Below are 17,290 nucleotides of genomic sequence, written 5' to 3' on the forward strand. Positions count from 1 at the left end.
ATCATTTCATGCGTTATTACGGCCTGTCAGGGCGTAGCGGCCTGCACCTGCCACGGCAAGGGCGACCATCCCACCAGCAATACTCATATTCTTGTAAAAATGAATATGGGCGTCATATTCCGGGAAGCCAGCAGGCATTGTCCAATAATGATGGCCAATAACCCCGCTGACAATCGTATAGATAGCCAGAAGCAGCGCAACCGGGGTCGTAAAGACACCAAACAGAATGGCCAACCCACCGCCCAGCTCAGCAATAATGGCAACGATAGTGGCAACGGCAGGCATGGGTACCTGAAGGCTCTTTAGATAGCCGACTGCCATGTCAAAGCCTGTAATCTTTTCCCATCCCATGATGATGAAAAGGGAGGCAAGCAGCATGCGGGCAGCGAGAAGCAGCACATCTCTCTGTGACTGGGTAATCATTGATTCAGGTCCTTTCTGGTCCGAGTTTGTAAGCAACTGATATGACAAATCGCTCGGAAGGTAGCTAGTAAAGATGGAAATATAATATTTCCCTTACTTAAGGGGTGCGTAACAGGCTAAGCACCCTTGCTTGCCCCTCATCCTCTCATGGCGGGCTTCGTTATTAATATTCTGATATAAAATGTAATATTAGCAAAATATTATCGTATCATTCCTAGAAATAGTCAGGGACTGGAATCATCCTGCCCATTCATGGGGAAAATATCATGGAAGATTTTCTGACGACAAAAGCACTAAAACGACCAGCCGTAGTCCTTGGCGCCGGTACAATGGGCTCCCGGATCGCCCTGATGCTGGCCACGCGTGGCGGTGAAGTCCGCATATTTGACCGGCAGGAACAGACGGCCCAAAAGGCCATCGCCTATATTGAGAAAAACCTGCCTACTATTGTCTCCACGACCAAGGATGGAAAAGCAGGGTCCGTCACTGTTTCCCCAACACTTGAAGACGCCCTGACCAATGCATGGCTTGTTATTGAGGCCCTGCCAGAAAAACTGGACCTCAAGACAGCCATCTTCACCCAGCTGGACCAGCTCGCCCCCGATGATGCCATTCTGGCAACCAATTCCTCCTCTTTCCCGTCCAGCCGGCTCGTCAGCGGCGTGAAACGTAAGAACCGTGTTCTCAACACACACTTCATGATGCCTCCGGAGAAAAGGGCCGTAGAGCTCATGTCCTGTGGTGCTACGGACCAGAACATCATGGAGAATCTGGCGCATTATTTCCACGAGGTCGGGCTTTCCCCCTATCTTGTCAAAAAAGAGAGCATGGGCTTCATCGAGAACCGCATCTGGGCAGCTATCAAACGTGAAGCCCTCTGCGTTGCCGCTGAAGGTATTGCCGACCCGGAAACAGTCGACCGCCTCTATTGCGAAACACAGGGTACCCCTGCCGGGCCTTTCAAGCTTATGGATCAGGTTGGTCTCGACATCGTCCTTCAAATTGAGGAACACTATGCTGAGGTCTTCCCGCAACTCCCCGAAGCCCCCCGCACACTGCTGCGCAAAATGATTGCTGAGAACAGGCTGGGCGTGAAAAGCGGTCGTGGCTTCTACGACTATAATGAAAAGACATCATGAATCAGGAAACACGTCTTTACTCGCTTGAGCTCACCCCCGCTCGGATCACGGCCCTCTCCATCAGGGAGGGCCGTGCCCTGTCTCACATAGAGATAGGCTGGGGCAAGCCGGACGGCATATGGATAGACGCCACAGAAGGGCGCATCTACTGGACCAACATGGGCAGGGAAGACACCGCTGCCGATGGCACCATAGAATCAAGCCTTCTGGATGGCAGCGATCATAAGCTGCTTGTTGGTCATGGTCTGGTCGTAACGCCCAAGCAGCTAACCTCCGCACCGGGATGCGCCCATCTTTACTGGTGCGACCGTGAAGGCATGCGCATCATGCGGTGCCGCCGTGACGGCAGCGATGTGGAAGTTCTGCTACAGACCGGCACCTATCCAGACGACCTGAAAAACCTCTCCCTCCAATGCGTAGGAATCGCACTGGATACCGAGGGCGGCTATCTGTACTGGACACAGAAAGGCCCCCCGAAAGGTGGAGTCGGACGCATCTTCCGTATGAAGATGGACCTGCCCGCTGGCATGGACCCCGCCAAACGCACGGATATTGAGCTACTGGCTGACCATCTGCCTGAACCGATTGACCTGCACATCTCGCACGCTCTGGGTAAGCTCTGGTGGACAGACCGTGGCGCCCCACCAGATGGCAACAGCCTGAACGTGGCCCGTGTGGACAGTCAGGGGCTTCACAGCCACGAAGTCATCCTGCGTGGGCTGAATGAAGCTATTGGACTAGCCGTTGATGATAAAGGAACACTCGCCTTTGTCAGCGATCTGGGTGGTTCCATCCGGGAAGTCATTCTCGAAAGTGGTCAGGCTCGTCTCATCACGAAACAGGCCCCTACAACAGGCATTTGCCTGTTCACCCCCAAAGGTTAACCGGCCCTCCTGAAGGTTATGGCCGCTCAAGACCGGACAATCTCCAGTAGAGCGGCCATAATGGCCAGACCTTATATTCACGAGACGTTATATTCCTTTATCATTAACTGTTCATGTCATCATCTCTTTACCTTGACAGAATGGAGTGACCCGCTAAAAACACTTCCCACGCACGGCCATCCCCTGTCAGGATGGGGCAGTGCGCACCCTGGCGGTGCTTTCCTACGACTGTAGAAGCGTTTATGATACCGTACTGATCCACTCCTGAATGTTGAAAGGTACTACCATGTCCCGGTCTTTCTCCCTTTCCCGGCGTCGTTTTATGAGCCTTTCAACCGGATTAGCCAGTGCCGCCACGCTCGGCCTGACCCTCCCCGGTCTTGCTCATGCCGACCCTCGCACGCTGAAAATCGGCATCATGTCCGGCGAGGATGAAGATATCTGGCGTGTTGTCAGCCAGAACGCCGCACAGCGTGGCCTGACACTGAAGATCATTCCGTTCTCCGACTACAACACCCCCAATGAGGCCCTGTCCGAGCATGATGTGGACGCCAATGCCTTCCAGCATCGTCCCTTCCTTGATGCCCAGATAAAGGCTCATGGCTATAAGATCGTCCCGGTTGGTGACACCTACTTCCAGCCGATTGGTCTCTATTCCCGCAAATGGCACTCCGTTGCGGATATTCCGCAGAATGCCCGCATTGGCATCCCCAACGACCCCAGCAATGAAGGCCGTGCCCTGCATGTTCTGGAAACTCTGGGATTGATCCGCCTGCCAGCCGATTCCGGCCTGTTCCCCACGGCTCTGGACATCACCGACAACCCTCGTAAGATTTCCATTGAGGAGCTGGATGCCGGTGTGGTCGGGCGCTCCCTGCCTGATCTGGACGCAGCCGTGGTCAATATGGACTGGGCCCGCAAAGCTGGCATCACTGAGCAGGAACGCATCGGTGTCGAAGGGCTACAGAATAACCCTTACGTCAACTTCATCTCCGTCAATGAGAGTGACGCCAGTGCCGACTGGGTCAAGCCGCTGGTGGAGAGCTATCACCAGCCGAATGTCCGTCAGGTCATTCTGGACATCTATCACGGTACAGTCACGCCTGCGTGGTCATGAACCCCATCCTTGATATCCAGCATGTAACCCATACATTCGGTCAGCATACGGCCCTTCAGGACATCTCCTTCTCTGTGCAGCAGGGGGAAGTTGTGGGGCTTATTGGCCGCTCCGGAGCCGGGAAATCCACCCTGCTCCGGTGCCTCTGTGCGCTGGAACGCCCCCAACAAGGCCATATCCTGCTTGATGGCGTAGACCTCACAACCCAGCCGGAGCGGCAGCTTGTCCGCATCCGCCGCAAGATCGGCCTTGTCTTTCAGCACTTCAATCTGCTGACATCCCGCACCGTGGCGGGCAACATCGCCCTGCCGCTCCAGATCGCCGGATGCCCCCGCAAGGAACAGGCCGATCGCATTGCCGAACTGCTGGAACTTGTCGGGCTGAAGGGCTTCGAGAAAAAATACCCGTCCCAGCTTTCTGGCGGGCAGAAGCAGCGTGTCGGCATTGCCCGTGCTCTTGCTGCCAACCCCACGCTACTGCTCTGTGATGAAGCCACCTCTGCGCTGGATCCTGAATCAACCAGCTCCATTCTCAACCTGCTGGCTGACATCAACAAAAAGCTGGGGCTGACCATCGTTCTCATCACGCATGAGATGGATGTGGTGCGCCGTTTTGCCCAGAGAATTCTGGTACTCGATCACGGCCGCCTTGTCGAAGACGGCACCCTGCTGGACTTCCTACGGGATGGGCAGAATAACCGGACACTCCAGACGCTTCTGGCCGACATCCGCCCCTCTTTACCCGCTTTTCTTACCGAGACACTGGCCTCCGCACCGCAACAAGGCCACAACAAGGCAATCATCCGGCTTGTCCTCAGCGGTGATAATGCCAGCGAACCTCTTTTCAGCGCTCTGCATGAACAGTTCAATGTACGGACGGCCCTGCTACAGGGCGGCGTAACAACCGTTGGCGAGCATCTGAGCGGTGACATGATCCTCAGCCTTGAGGGAGAGAAAACGGAACAGGCTCTGAGCCACCTGAAAACGGCAGCGCAGAACATGGAGGTTCTGGGATATGTCCCCTCTCATTCTTAAGCTGATTCTCCATTCCACATGGCAGACGCTGGAGATGGTCGTGGCCTCCACGGCCCTTTCTGTCATTCTGGGGCTACCTCTGGCCCTGTTTATGATCGCCACAGGCCCGCAGGGGCTGTACCGCCTGCCATTCGCCGCCCGCCTGATGGGCATGGTGGTGGATGCTGTCCGAGCCGTGCCCTTCATCATTCTGCTGGTACTGCTCATCCCCGTGACACGCTTCATTGCCGGAACATCTCTGGGAACAGAAGCCGCCATCGTGCCGCTTTCCATTGCCGGGATTCCCTATTTCGCCCGTATTGCGGAGATGGCCCTGCGTGAAGTGGATTCCGGTCTTGTGGATGCCGTCCGGGCCATGGGTGGCACACGCATGACCATCATCCGCTCCGTCCTGATCGCCGAGGCCCTGCCGGGGCTGGTCACAGGCGTGACAGTCACACTCATCACCATGGTAGGGGCTTCTGCCATGGCAGGCGTCATCGGGGCTGGTGGGCTGGGTGACCTCGCCATCCGTTATGGCTACCAGCGCTTCAACACCACGGTCATGTTTGGCGTGGTGGTGGTTCTCATCATCATGGTCAGCCTAATGCAGGTCATTGGCAACAGTCTGGCCCGCTGGCTGAAACACTGACGTTTTCTTCACTGTATAAGAAAAAGCCCGTCCCTCTTATGAGAGACGGGCTTTTTTATATCAGGCAGCAGTCAGAGCCTGTTTCACATCCACCAGCAGATCATCAATATGCTCCACACCGATGGAAAGACGCACGGTAGAGGACGTCACACCAATACGCTCCCGCACTTCTTTCGGCACACCGGAATGCGTCATCGTAGCTGGATGACTGGCTAAAGACTCGGTTCCCCCCAGACTGACAGCCAGCTTCATGACCTTCAATGCATTGAGGAAACGGAACGCTGCGGGTTCACCCCCTTCAATATCAAAGGAGAAGGTTGAGCCTGCACCACTGCACTGGCGGGCATAGACCTTACCCTCAGCAGAACCAGACTCATAAAATGGCGGGAAATGCACCTTATTGACCTTAGGATGATCCTTCAGAAGCTCCGCCACACGCTGCGCATTGAGCGTAGCCCGCTCCATACGCAGCCCCAGTGTCTCCAGAGACCGGCCCAACATCCAACAGCTATGCGGGTCAAGATGAGTCCCAATCGCCCCACGGAGCTGACGCACCGGGCGGGTCATGGCATCACTGCCCAGCACGGCCCCAGCCACGAGGTCAGAATGGCCGCCAACATATTTGGTCAGGGAATAGAGAGAAAGATCAGCCCCATGTTTCAGCGGATGCTGATAGAGCGGGCCAAGCAATGTATTGTCACAGGCAATGACAGGGCGGCTGCCCTGCTTAGCGTCAATTTCTTCAGCAATACGGCGCACCAGTCCCAGATCAACCAGCCCATTGGTCGGATTGGCAGGAGTCTCAATCAGGATCAGGGACACACGGCCCTCTGCAACGGCCTGTTCTGCAGCCTTCCGCATAATGGCCTCATCCACACCGCAGCTTCCCAGCCCCACGGACTTGATACCAAATGAGGCCATCGTTTTGGTCAGCAGCGTCTCCGTACCACCATAAAGCGGCTGGGAATGCAGAATCACATCACCGGGGCGGGCATAGGCCAACAACGTGGTCGCAATAGCCGACATACCAGATGAGAACAGAACACCCCGTTCCGTATCCTCATAGATCGCCAGACGGTCTTCCACGATCTCACTATTAGGGTGATTGAAGCGGGAATAAACCAGCCCCTGCCCTTTGCCTTCTGGCGGTTCTTTCCGGCCTGACACATAGTCAAAAAAATCACGGCCATCTTCTGCCGTGGGAAAGACAAAGGTTGAGGTCAGGAACACAGGCGGCTTTACAGCCCCTTCCGAAAGGGCAGGGTCATAGCCGTAATTCAACATCTGTGTGTCGGGATGCAGCTTATGGCTGCCGATATGGGTCTTCTTGTGATCTGACGCCATTGGGATTTCCTTCAGCGGGTACCTAGCCTGTATGCGATCCACCACCCAGCTTCATGACTACCAGATGGTGCCCCATCCAGCACCACAGCAACCGGCCTGGAAAGCAGGAAAAGGATATGCTTTCACCCTTATATCCTGCTTATTTTCGCCGATTGATACCACATCCCCCTGAAGGGATAAAGAAATATGAGCAAACCGCCCTACCCCGGAAAGCACCCTCATGCCCAATCATGAAGGTGCTGTTCACACGTCAGTGCTCAGAACCATGACGGGGCAGAATACGCTGCACCACCTGATCTTTCCGGATGAAACGATGATAAAGGGCTGCCAGCACATGCAGGGCAATAAAACCACCGAAGGTCCATGCAAGCCAATTATGAATCTCCGGCATAATCTCGGCCAGCGTACCACTATCCATCACACTCTGTGGCAGCGGGATCAACGGCCATGATACCAGACCAAACAGTACGATCGGCATAGCCATAGCAGAGACCATCAGCCAGCCCGTTACAGGCAGGAAAATCTGATACAGATAGAGGAGCCCCTCCATCCCACCAGCCACCATACGCTGAGCCGCTGGCATATCCTTCGGCAAGGCCGGAGCCTTGTGCGTCAGACGCCAGAGAACACGCACCACGATCAACAGCATGGTCACAATGCCGACAGACTTGTGAAGCTGATGCAATGGAGTCGGATCATTGACAGGAACATGATCCATATACAGGCCCAGGCCGATCATAAAGAGGACCAGCAGTGCAATCACCCAATGCAGGAGGATGGCCACGGCATTGTACCGTGCTGGCTCGCCAGTCATCGTTTTCACTTTCTCTGACACGCTTTGTCTCCATGGGTCATGGAATAAAAAAAATCGGCCCCTCCGCTCATCATGAGACGGAGAAAAGGGCCGACCTAACAATAAGCAGTCTCTAGCCCTCAGGCCAGAACTCTCTTACTTGCCGTTCTTGCTGTCCACTTCCTGAAACAGCTCATTGAAGCGCCGCTTGGCAGCCCCATACATGGGAGCCTTGCGTGCCTGAGCCTCATTGTTGGCATTATCGACAACAATCAGCCCTACCATGCCCAGAGCAAAATGCGGCAGGCATTTATACCCATACAGGCCCGGCTTGGTGAACTGGATGGTCTTTTCCTGACTGAAAGGCACGTTGATGGGATCGGCACCATCAGGCGTCATACCAGGAACGGACTGTGCATTATGCCCTTTATCCGTTGGGATAAAATGCACGCTATCACCGGAATGAATATAAACGACGGCCGGCTCGAAAGAAAAACCATGGCTGCCATGGCTGAGCATCTGGACATCAACCGTAGCCGCCGTGGCGGAAAAGGCTGTTGCCATGAACAGGGCGAGGGCACCACCAGCAAATTTCAACATACTATCCTCCACTTCTTACCAAACCGCCGGGGACGAGCCCCGGCGGAATGTTGTTCTGATTTTCCTTTACAGAAAAGTCAGACCTTAGCGCTGCAGATCGAAGCGATCGAGGTTCATCACCTTCGTCCAAGCCTTCACGAAGTCGTTGTAGAACTTCTCCTTGGCATCGTCAGAAGCATAAACCTCAGCAACGGCACGCAGCTCTGGGTTAGCACCGAAGACCAGGTCAACATCTGTGGCTGTCCACAGCTTCTGGCCTGTCGCGCGGTCGAAGCCCTCATAGAGGTCTTCATGACCCGGAACCTTCTGCCAGCGTGTGTCCATTGTCAGCACGTTGGTGAAGAAGTCCGTGCTCAGCACACCCGGATTCTTCGTCAGCACACCGGCTGCAGAGTGACCGCTGTTGACATCCAGAGTACGCAGACCACCCAGCAGGACTGTCATCTCAGGGATGGTCAGACCCAGCGTGTCAGCCTTGTCCACCATAGCGTTCAGAGGCGGTGTGTTGTCCGCATCTGCACGATAGTAGTTACGGAAGGCGTCAGCTGTCGGCTCCAGCAGGTTGAAGGAGTTGACGTCTGTCTGTTCCTGAGTGGCATCGCCACGGCCCGGAGCAAACGGCACCTGAATCTTCACACCAGCCTTCTTGGCAGCATCTTCGATACCAACGCTACCGCCGAGGACGATGACGTCAGCCAGAGACACTGTGCGGGCCTTGTGGGTGCTGTTGAACTTGTCACGGACCTGCTGCAGCTTCGGCAGGATTGTCTGCAGTTCCTGCGGGTCGTTCACGGCCCAGCCATTCTGCGGCATCAGAGCCAGACGGCCACCGTTAGCACCACCGCGGTGGTCGGTCACACGATGAGAGGATGCAGCAGCCCATGCTGTCTTGATCAGCTCACGATCGGACAGACCGGAAGCGGCGATCAGCTTCTTCAGCTCACGCACTTCACCCTGACCAATCGGCTTGGCCGGCATGTTGACCGGATCCTGCCACACGAATGTTTCCTTCGGAACTTCACTACCGAAGTAGCGAGTCTTCGGACCCATGTCGCGGACAACCAGCTTGAACCATGCACGAGCGAAGGCATCAGCGAACTCGTTCGGATGCTCAGCCCAACGGGCAAGGATCTTGTGGTAGACCGGATCGGTCTTCAGGGCGATGTCCGTTGTGAACATCATGATCGGACGCATCTTGGACGGATCGTTCGGGTTTGCCGGATCCGGAGCAATCTTGTCGTCCGTCTTGGTGTGCCACTGATGAGCACCTGTCGGGCTTGTGCCCAGCACCCAGTCATTGTTCAGCAGGTTGTCAATGTACTGCGTGGTGAAGTGGATCGGATCAGCAGACCAGGAGCCTTCCAGACCACTGGTGGAAGCATCGTCAGCCGTCTGCTTACCCTTGATGCAGTGGTTGACCCAGCCCAGACCCTGCTGTTCCACACCGTTAGCAACCGGCGGACCACTCAGGCAGGAGTTCGGATGAGCACCGTGAGCCTTACCGAAGGTATGACCACCGGCGATCAGCGCCACAGTTTCCTCGTCATTCATGGCCATACGACCGAATGCCAGACGGATCATCTGAGCAGACTTAGCAGGATCAGGATCGCCGTTCGGCCCTTCCGGGTTCACATAGATCAGACCCATGTGGGTAGCAGCCAGCGGGTGCTTCAGGGAGCCGCCCTGACCAACCTGGAAGGAGCCCTTGTTCGGGAAGAACGTGGTGCCCGGACCCCAGTAGATCAGCTCGGACTGCCAGTCATCCGGACGGCCACCAACGAAACCGAGGGTCTTGAAGCCCATCTGGTTCAGAGCAACGTCACCTGTCAGGACGATAAGGTCACCCCAGGAGAGCTTCTCACCGTACTTCTTCTTGACGGGCCACAGAAGACGCTTGGCCTTATCGAGGCTGGCGTTATCCGGCCAGTCATTCAGCTGAGCGAAGCGCTGCTGAGCACCTTCTTCACCACCACGACCGTCAATGGCACGGTATGTACCGGCATTGTGCCATGCCATACGGATGAAGAACGGACCATAGTTGCCGTAGTCAGCCGGCCACCAGGGCTGAGAGGTCAGCATGACCTTCTCGATGTCCTTGCGGACTTCCTGAAGGTTCAGCTGTTCGAACTTCTTGTGATAGTTCGTGTAATAATCTGCACCGTACGGATCAGACTCAGAGTCATGAGCGCGCAGCTTGGCCAGATTCATGCCCTTCGGCCAGTAGTACTGGTTCGGGCTCGGAACATCGGCTGCAAAAGCAGCAGAGGCGAAAGATGTCAGGGTCGTGCTGGCAATCAGCAGAGCTGCCCCGAAATTCTTCAATTTCATCCTGATCAGTTCCCTATTCATGGATAAGATCTCGACAGATTGCATAGCAACAACGAGCCAAGCACGATCTGATCAGAACCGTACCACACGCCACTACTACACATCGCAGGATTTATATTATCGATGGGGGGCAGAACAAGTAAATCGTTATTTTTAATAACTCTTATAGGTCATTTCTTTTCAGAATGACCCCTCTTTATATATGAGGGTTAATATATACACAAGAAAAATTAGTATATAATCTGCAAAAAAGCCGCTTTTTCCCATTTTATGGCTTTTTCCAGCCACGTTTTTCACACACGGCCTACAGGAAACCTTCCCCAGAACTGCCTTTTAGCATGAAAGCCACAGCTCAATCTCTCGGAATAAAGAGATAACCCCGCAACAGCCTGTTAAATATTTACCTAAAAAAACAGTACCAGAAAGTAACGATATGTCGTTCTGAAGTAACTTATTAGCTTTTCGGGAAAAATGTTGGTGCCCAGAAGAAGACTCGAACTTCCACGTCCTTGCGGACACAGGCACCTGAAGCCTGCGCGTCTACCAATTCCGCCATCTGGGCACACACTCTTACGAGTATGGTGAACCGGCTGGGACTCGAACCCAGGACCATTCGATTAAAAGTCGAATGCTCTACCAACTGAGCTACCGGTTCACTTGATGAGGCTATCTACCCGCTCACCGGGGGAGCGTCAACCCCGACCGGGGGAGAAAACGCCTTCCTTACGATTTTCTTTACCTGCACGGAGCAGAAACCCCGCACAGGTAAAGAATCATCGAGTTTCAGACAATTATGTCAGTCCTCGATATAAGCCTTGATGATGTGATCCGGATTCTGAACCATACCGGAAGCACCAGAGCCACGCTTGATCTTGTCCACATGCTCCATGCCCTCGATCACCTGACCGGCAATGGTGTACTGGCCATCCAGTGACGGCACACGGTCGAACATGATGAAGAACTGGCTGTTGGCAGAGTTCGGGTCCATCGTACGGGCCATACCCAGCGTGCCACGGTCAAATGTAGCCGTCTGGCTGAACTCGGCAGGCAGGTCCGGGTAAGAGCTACCACCTGTGCCTGTGCCGGTCGGGTCACCGCTCTGTGCCATGAAGCCCTCGATCACACGATGGAACTTCACACCATTATAGAAGCCCTCATTGGCCAGCGTCTCCAGACGCTCAACAGCCTTGGGAGCCAGATCAGGACGCAGGAGAATGACCACCTTGCCATCCTTCAGTTCCAGAACCAGCTTCTTGCCTGTTGTTGTACCTGTCATTGTCGTGCTCTCCTTGAGCTGATCGTTACCATCCTGCTCACTGGCCCGTGCCTGTGTCAGGGTTCCGCTGGTCATGGCAGAAACTGCCGCAAGACCAGCAATAAAATGCCGCCGTCTCATGTCTGTTCTCCTGTCAGTTTTGCCCGTACGAGACGGGCCGTCATCGGGCTGACGAACGGGGAAATATCCCCCCCAAGACGGGCAATTTCCTTCACGATCCGGCTGGCGGTCGTGCGGTGGCTTTCGGAAGCCAGAAGGAAAACCGTTTCAATCTCCGGGGCCAGACGCCGCAACGCCCCGGAAAGCTGGGTCTCGAAATCGAAATCACCGGCAGAACGCAGCCCCCGGATCACCGTCCCTGCCCCGGCCTGCCTTACGGCATCCACCAGCAACGTATCAAACCCGGTGACGGAAATACGATCCTTATGGGGGAGCGTGGCAACTTCCTGCTCCAGCAGTTCCCGCCGCTCCTCAAACCCCAGCAGCGGCCCCTTGGCATCGTTGATCGCCACCCCGACCACGACATGATCGAACAGGGCCGCCGCCCGGTCGATCACATCCAGATGACCGAATGTGACCGGGTCGAACGTACCGGGATAGAAACCGATGCGCCGGTCAATCATCCGCCTTGTCACCATTCGCTGAAGGGGCAGGTGCAGCCTCTCCGCTTTCCGTGCTGGCGGTGGTCTCGGCCTCCGCACCGTCTTCCGTCTCTGCATCATCTTCCATCACAGGGAAGACGCTGATGATGCGCTCATCACCATCCACACGGAACAGCGTCACCCCCCCCGCCTGACGAGACATCACACGCACCTGCTCCACTGGCAGACGGATGAGGCGGCCCGTATCGGTCACCATCATCACATCCGTTCCATCCAGCGTCACCAGAGTGCCCACGACCTCACGGCCACGGCGGGCATTGGAGAAGGTCATGTTGTTAATGCCCTGCCCACCACGGCCAGAGACACGGTAATCATAGGCCGAGGAGCGCCGCCCAAAGCCCGTATCCGTTACGGTCAGAAGAAGCTGCTCCTGCGCTTCAAGCTCGGCATAGCGTTCCTCACTCAGCGGGCTGTCGGCCAGAATCTCCTCCAGCCCTTCCTCATCAGAAGCCAGCTCGCTGCCATCCTCGAGTTCCTCCTCAAGCCCTTCATCACCGGGCTGAGCGGCAAGGACGCGGCGGTGCGCATTGGCAGCACGCAGGTAAGCCGCCCGTTCCTCAACATTGGCTTCAACATGGTTCAGCACGGCAAGGGACACAACACGGTCGCCTTCAGCAAGGCGGATACCCCGCACGCCCGTGCTGCCACGCCCTGCAAAGACACGCAGCACATCATCCGTGATCTGGAAACGAATGGCCCGGGCATTGCGGGTGGCAAGGAACACATCCTGCCCCTCACGGCACGTTGCCACGCCAATCAGAAGGTCATTCTCATCCAGCTTCATGGCAATCAGGCCGGAAGACCGGATATTACGGAAATCGCTCAGACGGTTACGCCGCACGTTACCGCTTGCCGTGGCGAAGACGAGATGCAGGTCTTCCCACAAATCTTCATCCTGCGGCAGGGGCAGAACAGCGGTGATGGTGTCTTCACCAAGCTCTGGCAGCAGGTTGACCAGCGCCCGCCCCTTGGCTGTCGGAGCAGCTTCCGGCAGGTGCCAGACCTTCATACGGTAGGCTTTCCCACCAGAGGAGAAGAACAGCACCCATTGATGCGTATGGGCATTGAAGCTGCGGATGACGATATCATCCCCACGCCGCCCCGCTGCCGTACGGCCACGGCCACCACGATTCTGCGAGCGGAACAGCTCCAGCGGTGTCCGCTTGATGAAGCCGTCCCGTGTGATGGTCACCACCATCTGCCCCGGCTCAATCAGGCTTTCATCAGACTGATCGCCCAGCGCATCGGAGATTTCCGTACAACGTGGATCGGCCAGAGCCTCACGGGCAGCCTGAAGTTCTTCCCGCATGACCTCCATGCGGCGTACATGGCTGCCGATGATCTCCAGAAGCTCGGTGATACGGGCGCTGACTTCTGCCAGCTCTGCCTGAATCTTCTCACGTTCCAGACCCGTCAGACGCTGAAGACGCAGCTCCAGAATGCCACGGGCTTGGGCTTCTGTCAGATGGACACGGCCATCAACAATCACATTACCTTCGTCATGGATCAGCTCCAGCAGCGGCTCCACATCAGCAGCAGGCCATGTGCGGGTCATGAGCTGTTCACGGGCCGTGGCAGCATCCGGGGCAGAACGGATGAGGGCAATGACCTCATCAATATTGGCGACAGCCAGCACCAGACCAACCAGCAGATGCCCCCGGTCTCTCGCCTTATTCAGGTCAAACCGGGCACGGCGAAGAATCACATCCTCACGGAAGCGGATGAAGGCATCCAGCACATCCCGCAGCCCCATCGTGCGGGGGCGGCCTTCATCCAGCGCCAGCATGTTGACGCTGAAACTCGTCTGAAGCTGGGTAAAACGGTAAAGCTGGTTCAGCACCACTTCCGGCGTGGCGTCACGCTTCAGCTCGATCACCACCCGCATACCGGAACGGTCACTTTCGTCCCGGATATCGGAAATGCCTTCAATGTCCTTGGAACGGACGAGATCGGCAATCTTCTCCTGAAGCGTGGCCTTGTTGACCTGATACGGAATCTCCGTCACCACGATGGCGAAGCGGTCCTTGCGGATTTCCTCAATCTCGGCACGGGCACGGACAGGGATGGAGCCACGGCCCGTCTCATAAGCCTGCCGGATGCCCCGGCGCCCCATGATGATCCCCCCGGTCGGGAAGTCCGGCCCCGGGACGATCTGCATCAATTCTTCCAGCGTCATGTCCGGATTGGCAATCAGGGCCAGAACGGCGTCAATCACCTCACCCGGATTATGGGGCGGAATGTTGGTGGCCATACCCACCGCAATACCAGACGCCCCATTGACCAGAAGATTGGGGAAAGCCGCCGGAAGAACCTGCGGCTCCTGCTCGCTTTCATCATAATTAGGCTGGAAGGCAACCGTATCCCGGTCAATATCATCCAGCAGAAAAGAGGAGGACTTCGCCAGCCGGGCCTCGGTGTAACGCATGGCCGCCGGACTATCGCCATCCACGGACCCAAAGTTACCCTGACCATCCACCAGCCGCACACGCATGGACCACGACTGCGCCATGCGGACCATAGCGTCATAGATGGAACTGTCGCCGTGCGGGTGATATTTACCCATCACGTCACCGACTGCACGAGCCGATTTGCGGTAGGGCTTATCCGCCGTAAAGCCGCTCTCCCGCATGGCGTACAGGATACGCCGATGCACGGGCTTGAGGCCATCACGCACATCTGGCAGCGCACGGGAAACGATCACCGACATCGCATAGGCCAGATAGGAGGAACGCATTTCCTCCTCAATCGTCACCGGGAGGCGGTCGGAAGGCAAAATATCGTGCGGCTCGCTCAAGACAGGTCCACCCGTTTTCTATAAATGGTTAGTGTTTCAGCATAACCTATTCTGCATCAGGTGCCTAGTTTGTTCCTGCCCGCCCTCCCTTCCGCACCTTACGTCACTGAACTGCCATGGCAGCCCCCAGAGCAGCTCTTTCCCCTCTGCCGGGATGAAGACAACTCCGTCTTTCTTGATAGTGGCGGGCCAGCAGAACAGGACCGGCACCGCTGGAGCTTCCTCTGCCCACGTCCTGCCGGGCAGCTGATCCTCCCCCTGGCGAAGATGCATCTTTTCCCCCAGCATCTGCGGCAATTTCTGGCAGACCATACGCCAGTAAACGGACCTTCCACTCCCTTTCCCAACCTGCCCTTTGTCGGTGGCGTGATCGGTTTGCTCAGCTATGAAGCCGGCATGGCTCGTGAAGGACTCACGTCCCGCCACGAGACAGACTGCCCTGCCTTCAACGCTCTAGCCTGTCGGGACCTGTTCATTTTCGACAGGCTGGAGCGAAGGCTCTGGTGGGCCAGTGCTGATGGGCTTCCAGCGCCAGATTTGCCTCCCACTACCGCACCTTCAGCAGCCCCCCAGCTCCGCATCACACCCGTGGCAGAACAGGACGCCACAACATGGCAGGCCGCCGTACAGACCGTACGGGATTACATTGCAGCCGGAGACATCTTTCAGGCCAACCTGACCATGCGTTGGGTTGCCACCCGCCCCGAAGGGCTGGACCTGCACGACCTGTATGAACAACTCCGCACGACCTGCCCGGCGCCTTTCGGGGCATGGTTTCATACACCGGACTTCACACTCCTCAGTGCCTCGGTTGAGCGATTCCTGTCGCTGAACCGTCAGGGTCAGATCGAGACACGCCCTATCAAAGGCACTTGCCCCATCAGCCCCGATCCCCAGAAAAATGACGCCCTAAAAGACGCCCTCCGTCATGATGAGAAAGAACTGGCCGAGAATCTGATGATTACCGACCTGATGCGCCACGATATCGGGCGGGTCTGCCAGCTGGGCAGCGTGGAGGTTCCTCAGCTTTTTGCTGTGGAGCGTTTTGCTCATGTTCATCATCTCGTCTCCAGCATCACAGGGCAGCTACAGGCTGGATATGATGCTGCCGACCTGCTGGCCGCCACCATCCCCCCCGGCTCTGTCACAGGCGCCCCGAAATACCGGGCGATGGAAATCATTGATGAGGTCGAGACCTCCGCCAGAGGGGCCTATTGCGGAACGCTGTTCCGGCTGGGCTGGGATGGAGCGCTCGACAGCGCCGTCATCATCCGCAGCATCAGCGCAACATCACATTATCTGCGGGTAGGCGCTGGCGGCGGCATCACCTATCCATCCCACCCGGAACGGGAATATGATGAAATGTGCCTCAAAGCCGCTCCACTACTGGACGTGCTGCACCGTTACGGACACTAAATCATGACATCATCGCCATGCCCTTTCCTCTGGTTTAATGATGATCTTCTCCTGGCAGACAGGCCCATCGTGACGGCACAGGACCGGGGCCTCCTGCTGGGTGATGGGCTTTTTGAGACCATGCAGCTCCGCAACGGGACGGTACCCTTTCTGGCAAACCATCTTTCCCGGCTGGAAGAAGGCTGCCGCATCCTGCACCTGCCATCCCCTGACCGGAACATGATTCATGCCGCTCTGGGCCGTCTGGCCGCCGCCAACAGCCTGACGGATGGCTCCGTCCGCCTGACTCTCACACGGGGCCCCGGCCCACGGGGACTGACACCGCCCGCCACACCCCACACCACGCTGCTCATCACCACAGCCCCTTCACCCGGCCATGCTCCTCACCCTGTCCGCCTGCACATAAGCGCACAGAGGCGGGACCGGCAGGCCGTGCTGAACCGGGTGAAGTCTCTCAACGCCCTGCCCGCCATCCTTGCCCGCATGGAAGCACAGGAACAGGGAGCCGATGACGCCCTCTGGCTGACCCATGAAGGCGAGATTGCCGAGGCCACCGCTGCCAGCTTTCTGGCCCTGATGGATGGGCAGATTGTCACGCCGCCCCTTTCTGCCGGGATTCTGCCCGGTATCTCCCGTGCCCGCCTGCTGGAAGCCGGACTCTGTACAGAACACACCCTGACAGAAACCGACATTCCCCATCTTCAGGGGGCATGGCTCGTCACGGCCCTGAGCCTGACACCCGTCACGGCCATAGGAGCGCAAGACATGTCCCCCCAGCCAGAACTGACGGCCCGCCTGCGGGATTTTCTGTATGACAGCCCGTGACGCCACCATCTGAACCATTGAATC

At 56.7% G+C, this 17,290-nt stretch carries 15 protein-coding genes and 2 tRNA genes; 7 read left to right on the plus strand and 10 right to left on the minus strand.

All coding sequences use genetic code 11. The features are described from left to right. Positions 1 to 6: 6 nt before the first annotated feature. Positions 7 to 423: a DoxX family protein gene (locus tag NQF86_RS08145; protein ID WP_266117145.1), complete on the minus strand. Its 417-nt coding sequence runs from the start codon at positions 421 to 423 to the stop codon at positions 7 to 9. A gap of 266 nt (positions 424 to 689) precedes the next feature. Between NQF86_RS08145 and NQF86_RS08150 the strand changes: the two genes are divergently transcribed. From NQF86_RS08150 to NQF86_RS08175, 5 genes are all read left to right on the plus strand, one after another. Next, positions 690 to 1,562: a 3-hydroxyacyl-CoA dehydrogenase family protein gene (locus NQF86_RS08150; protein WP_266117146.1), complete on the plus strand. Its 873-nt coding sequence runs from the start codon at positions 690 to 692 to the stop codon at positions 1,560 to 1,562. Then, positions 1,559 to 2,446 carry an SMP-30/gluconolactonase/LRE family protein gene (locus NQF86_RS08155; RefSeq protein WP_266117147.1) on the plus strand — a complete coding sequence of 296 codons (888 nt, stop codon included), beginning with the start codon at positions 1,559 to 1,561 and terminating at the stop codon, positions 2,444 to 2,446. Before NQF86_RS08150 ends, NQF86_RS08155 begins: the two co-directional genes overlap by 4 nt. 286 nt (positions 2,447 to 2,732) lie before the next feature. Next, on the plus strand, positions 2,733 to 3,563 hold the full coding sequence (locus tag NQF86_RS08160) for a MetQ/NlpA family ABC transporter substrate-binding protein (protein WP_266117148.1): 831 nt from the start codon (positions 2,733 to 2,735) through the stop codon (positions 3,561 to 3,563). After that, a complete protein-coding gene (locus NQF86_RS08165; RefSeq protein ID WP_323670753.1) occupies positions 3,560 to 4,597 on the plus strand; it encodes a methionine ABC transporter ATP-binding protein in 1,038 nt (345 codons plus the stop codon). Before NQF86_RS08160 ends, NQF86_RS08165 begins: the two co-directional genes overlap by 4 nt. Beyond that, positions 4,578 to 5,228: a methionine ABC transporter permease gene (locus NQF86_RS08175; protein WP_266117149.1), complete on the plus strand. Its 651-nt coding sequence runs from the start codon at positions 4,578 to 4,580 to the stop codon at positions 5,226 to 5,228. Before NQF86_RS08165 ends, NQF86_RS08175 begins: the two co-directional genes overlap by 20 nt. Positions 5,229 to 5,288: 60 nt before the next feature. Here the strand turns inward: NQF86_RS08175 and NQF86_RS08180 are convergent, their stop codons facing one another. The 9 genes from NQF86_RS08180 to gyrA form a co-directional block, all read right to left on the minus strand. After that, positions 5,289 to 6,572, minus strand: a complete 1,284-nt coding sequence (locus tag NQF86_RS08180; protein WP_266117150.1) for a cystathionine gamma-synthase family protein — start codon at positions 6,570 to 6,572, stop codon at positions 5,289 to 5,291. Between the two features lie 250 nt (positions 6,573 to 6,822). Next, positions 6,823 to 7,407, minus strand: coding sequence for a cytochrome b (locus NQF86_RS08185; RefSeq protein WP_266117151.1), 585 nt, complete (start codon positions 7,405 to 7,407; stop codon positions 6,823 to 6,825). 114 nt (positions 7,408 to 7,521) lie between these two features. Then, on the minus strand, positions 7,522 to 7,965 hold the full coding sequence (locus NQF86_RS08190; RefSeq protein ID WP_266117152.1) for a pseudoazurin: 444 nt from the start codon (positions 7,963 to 7,965) through the stop codon (positions 7,522 to 7,524). Positions 7,966 to 8,049: 84 nt separating this feature from the next. After that, positions 8,050 to 10,293, minus strand: a complete 2,244-nt coding sequence (katG, locus tag NQF86_RS08195; protein WP_266117153.1) for a catalase/peroxidase HPI — start codon at positions 10,291 to 10,293, stop codon at positions 8,050 to 8,052. Between the two features lie 475 nt (positions 10,294 to 10,768). After that, positions 10,769 to 10,855, minus strand: a tRNA-Leu gene (locus NQF86_RS08200). Between the two features lie 17 nt (positions 10,856 to 10,872). After that, positions 10,873 to 10,948: transfer RNA gene (locus NQF86_RS08205), tRNA-Lys, on the minus strand. A 141-nt stretch (positions 10,949 to 11,089) separates the two neighbouring features. Next, on the minus strand, positions 11,090 to 11,569 hold the full coding sequence (locus NQF86_RS08210) for a peptidylprolyl isomerase (protein ID WP_266117215.1): 480 nt from the start codon (positions 11,567 to 11,569) through the stop codon (positions 11,090 to 11,092). A 116-nt stretch (positions 11,570 to 11,685) separates the two neighbouring features. Continuing rightward, entirely contained in the window at positions 11,686 to 12,192 is a 507-nt protein-coding gene (coaD, locus tag NQF86_RS08215; protein ID WP_266117154.1) for a pantetheine-phosphate adenylyltransferase, read from the minus strand. Continuing rightward, positions 12,185 to 14,965, minus strand: coding sequence for a DNA gyrase subunit A (gyrA, locus tag NQF86_RS08220; protein WP_407652894.1), 2,781 nt, complete (start codon positions 14,963 to 14,965; stop codon positions 12,185 to 12,187). Before gyrA ends, coaD begins: the two co-directional genes overlap by 8 nt. 129 nt (positions 14,966 to 15,094) lie before the next feature. Here gyrA and NQF86_RS08225 point away from each other — a divergent pair, with 129 nt between their 5' ends. Both NQF86_RS08225 and NQF86_RS08230 read left to right on the plus strand, forming a co-directional pair. After that, complete coding sequence (locus NQF86_RS08225; protein WP_266117156.1) at positions 15,095 to 16,441, plus strand: anthranilate synthase component I family protein; 1,347 nt, start codon at positions 15,095 to 15,097, stop codon at positions 16,439 to 16,441. A 69-nt stretch (positions 16,442 to 16,510) separates the two neighbouring features. After that, positions 16,511 to 17,266: an aminotransferase class IV gene (locus NQF86_RS08230; RefSeq protein ID WP_266117157.1), complete on the plus strand. Its 756-nt coding sequence runs from the start codon at positions 16,511 to 16,513 to the stop codon at positions 17,264 to 17,266. The last annotated feature ends 24 nt before the right edge of the window (positions 17,267 to 17,290 follow it).

Origin of the sequence: Bombella pluederhausensis (assembly GCF_026385525.1) — a bacterium.
In the GTDB taxonomy this organism is placed as follows: Bacteria; Pseudomonadota; Alphaproteobacteria; order Acetobacterales; family Acetobacteraceae; genus Bombella; species Bombella pluederhausensis.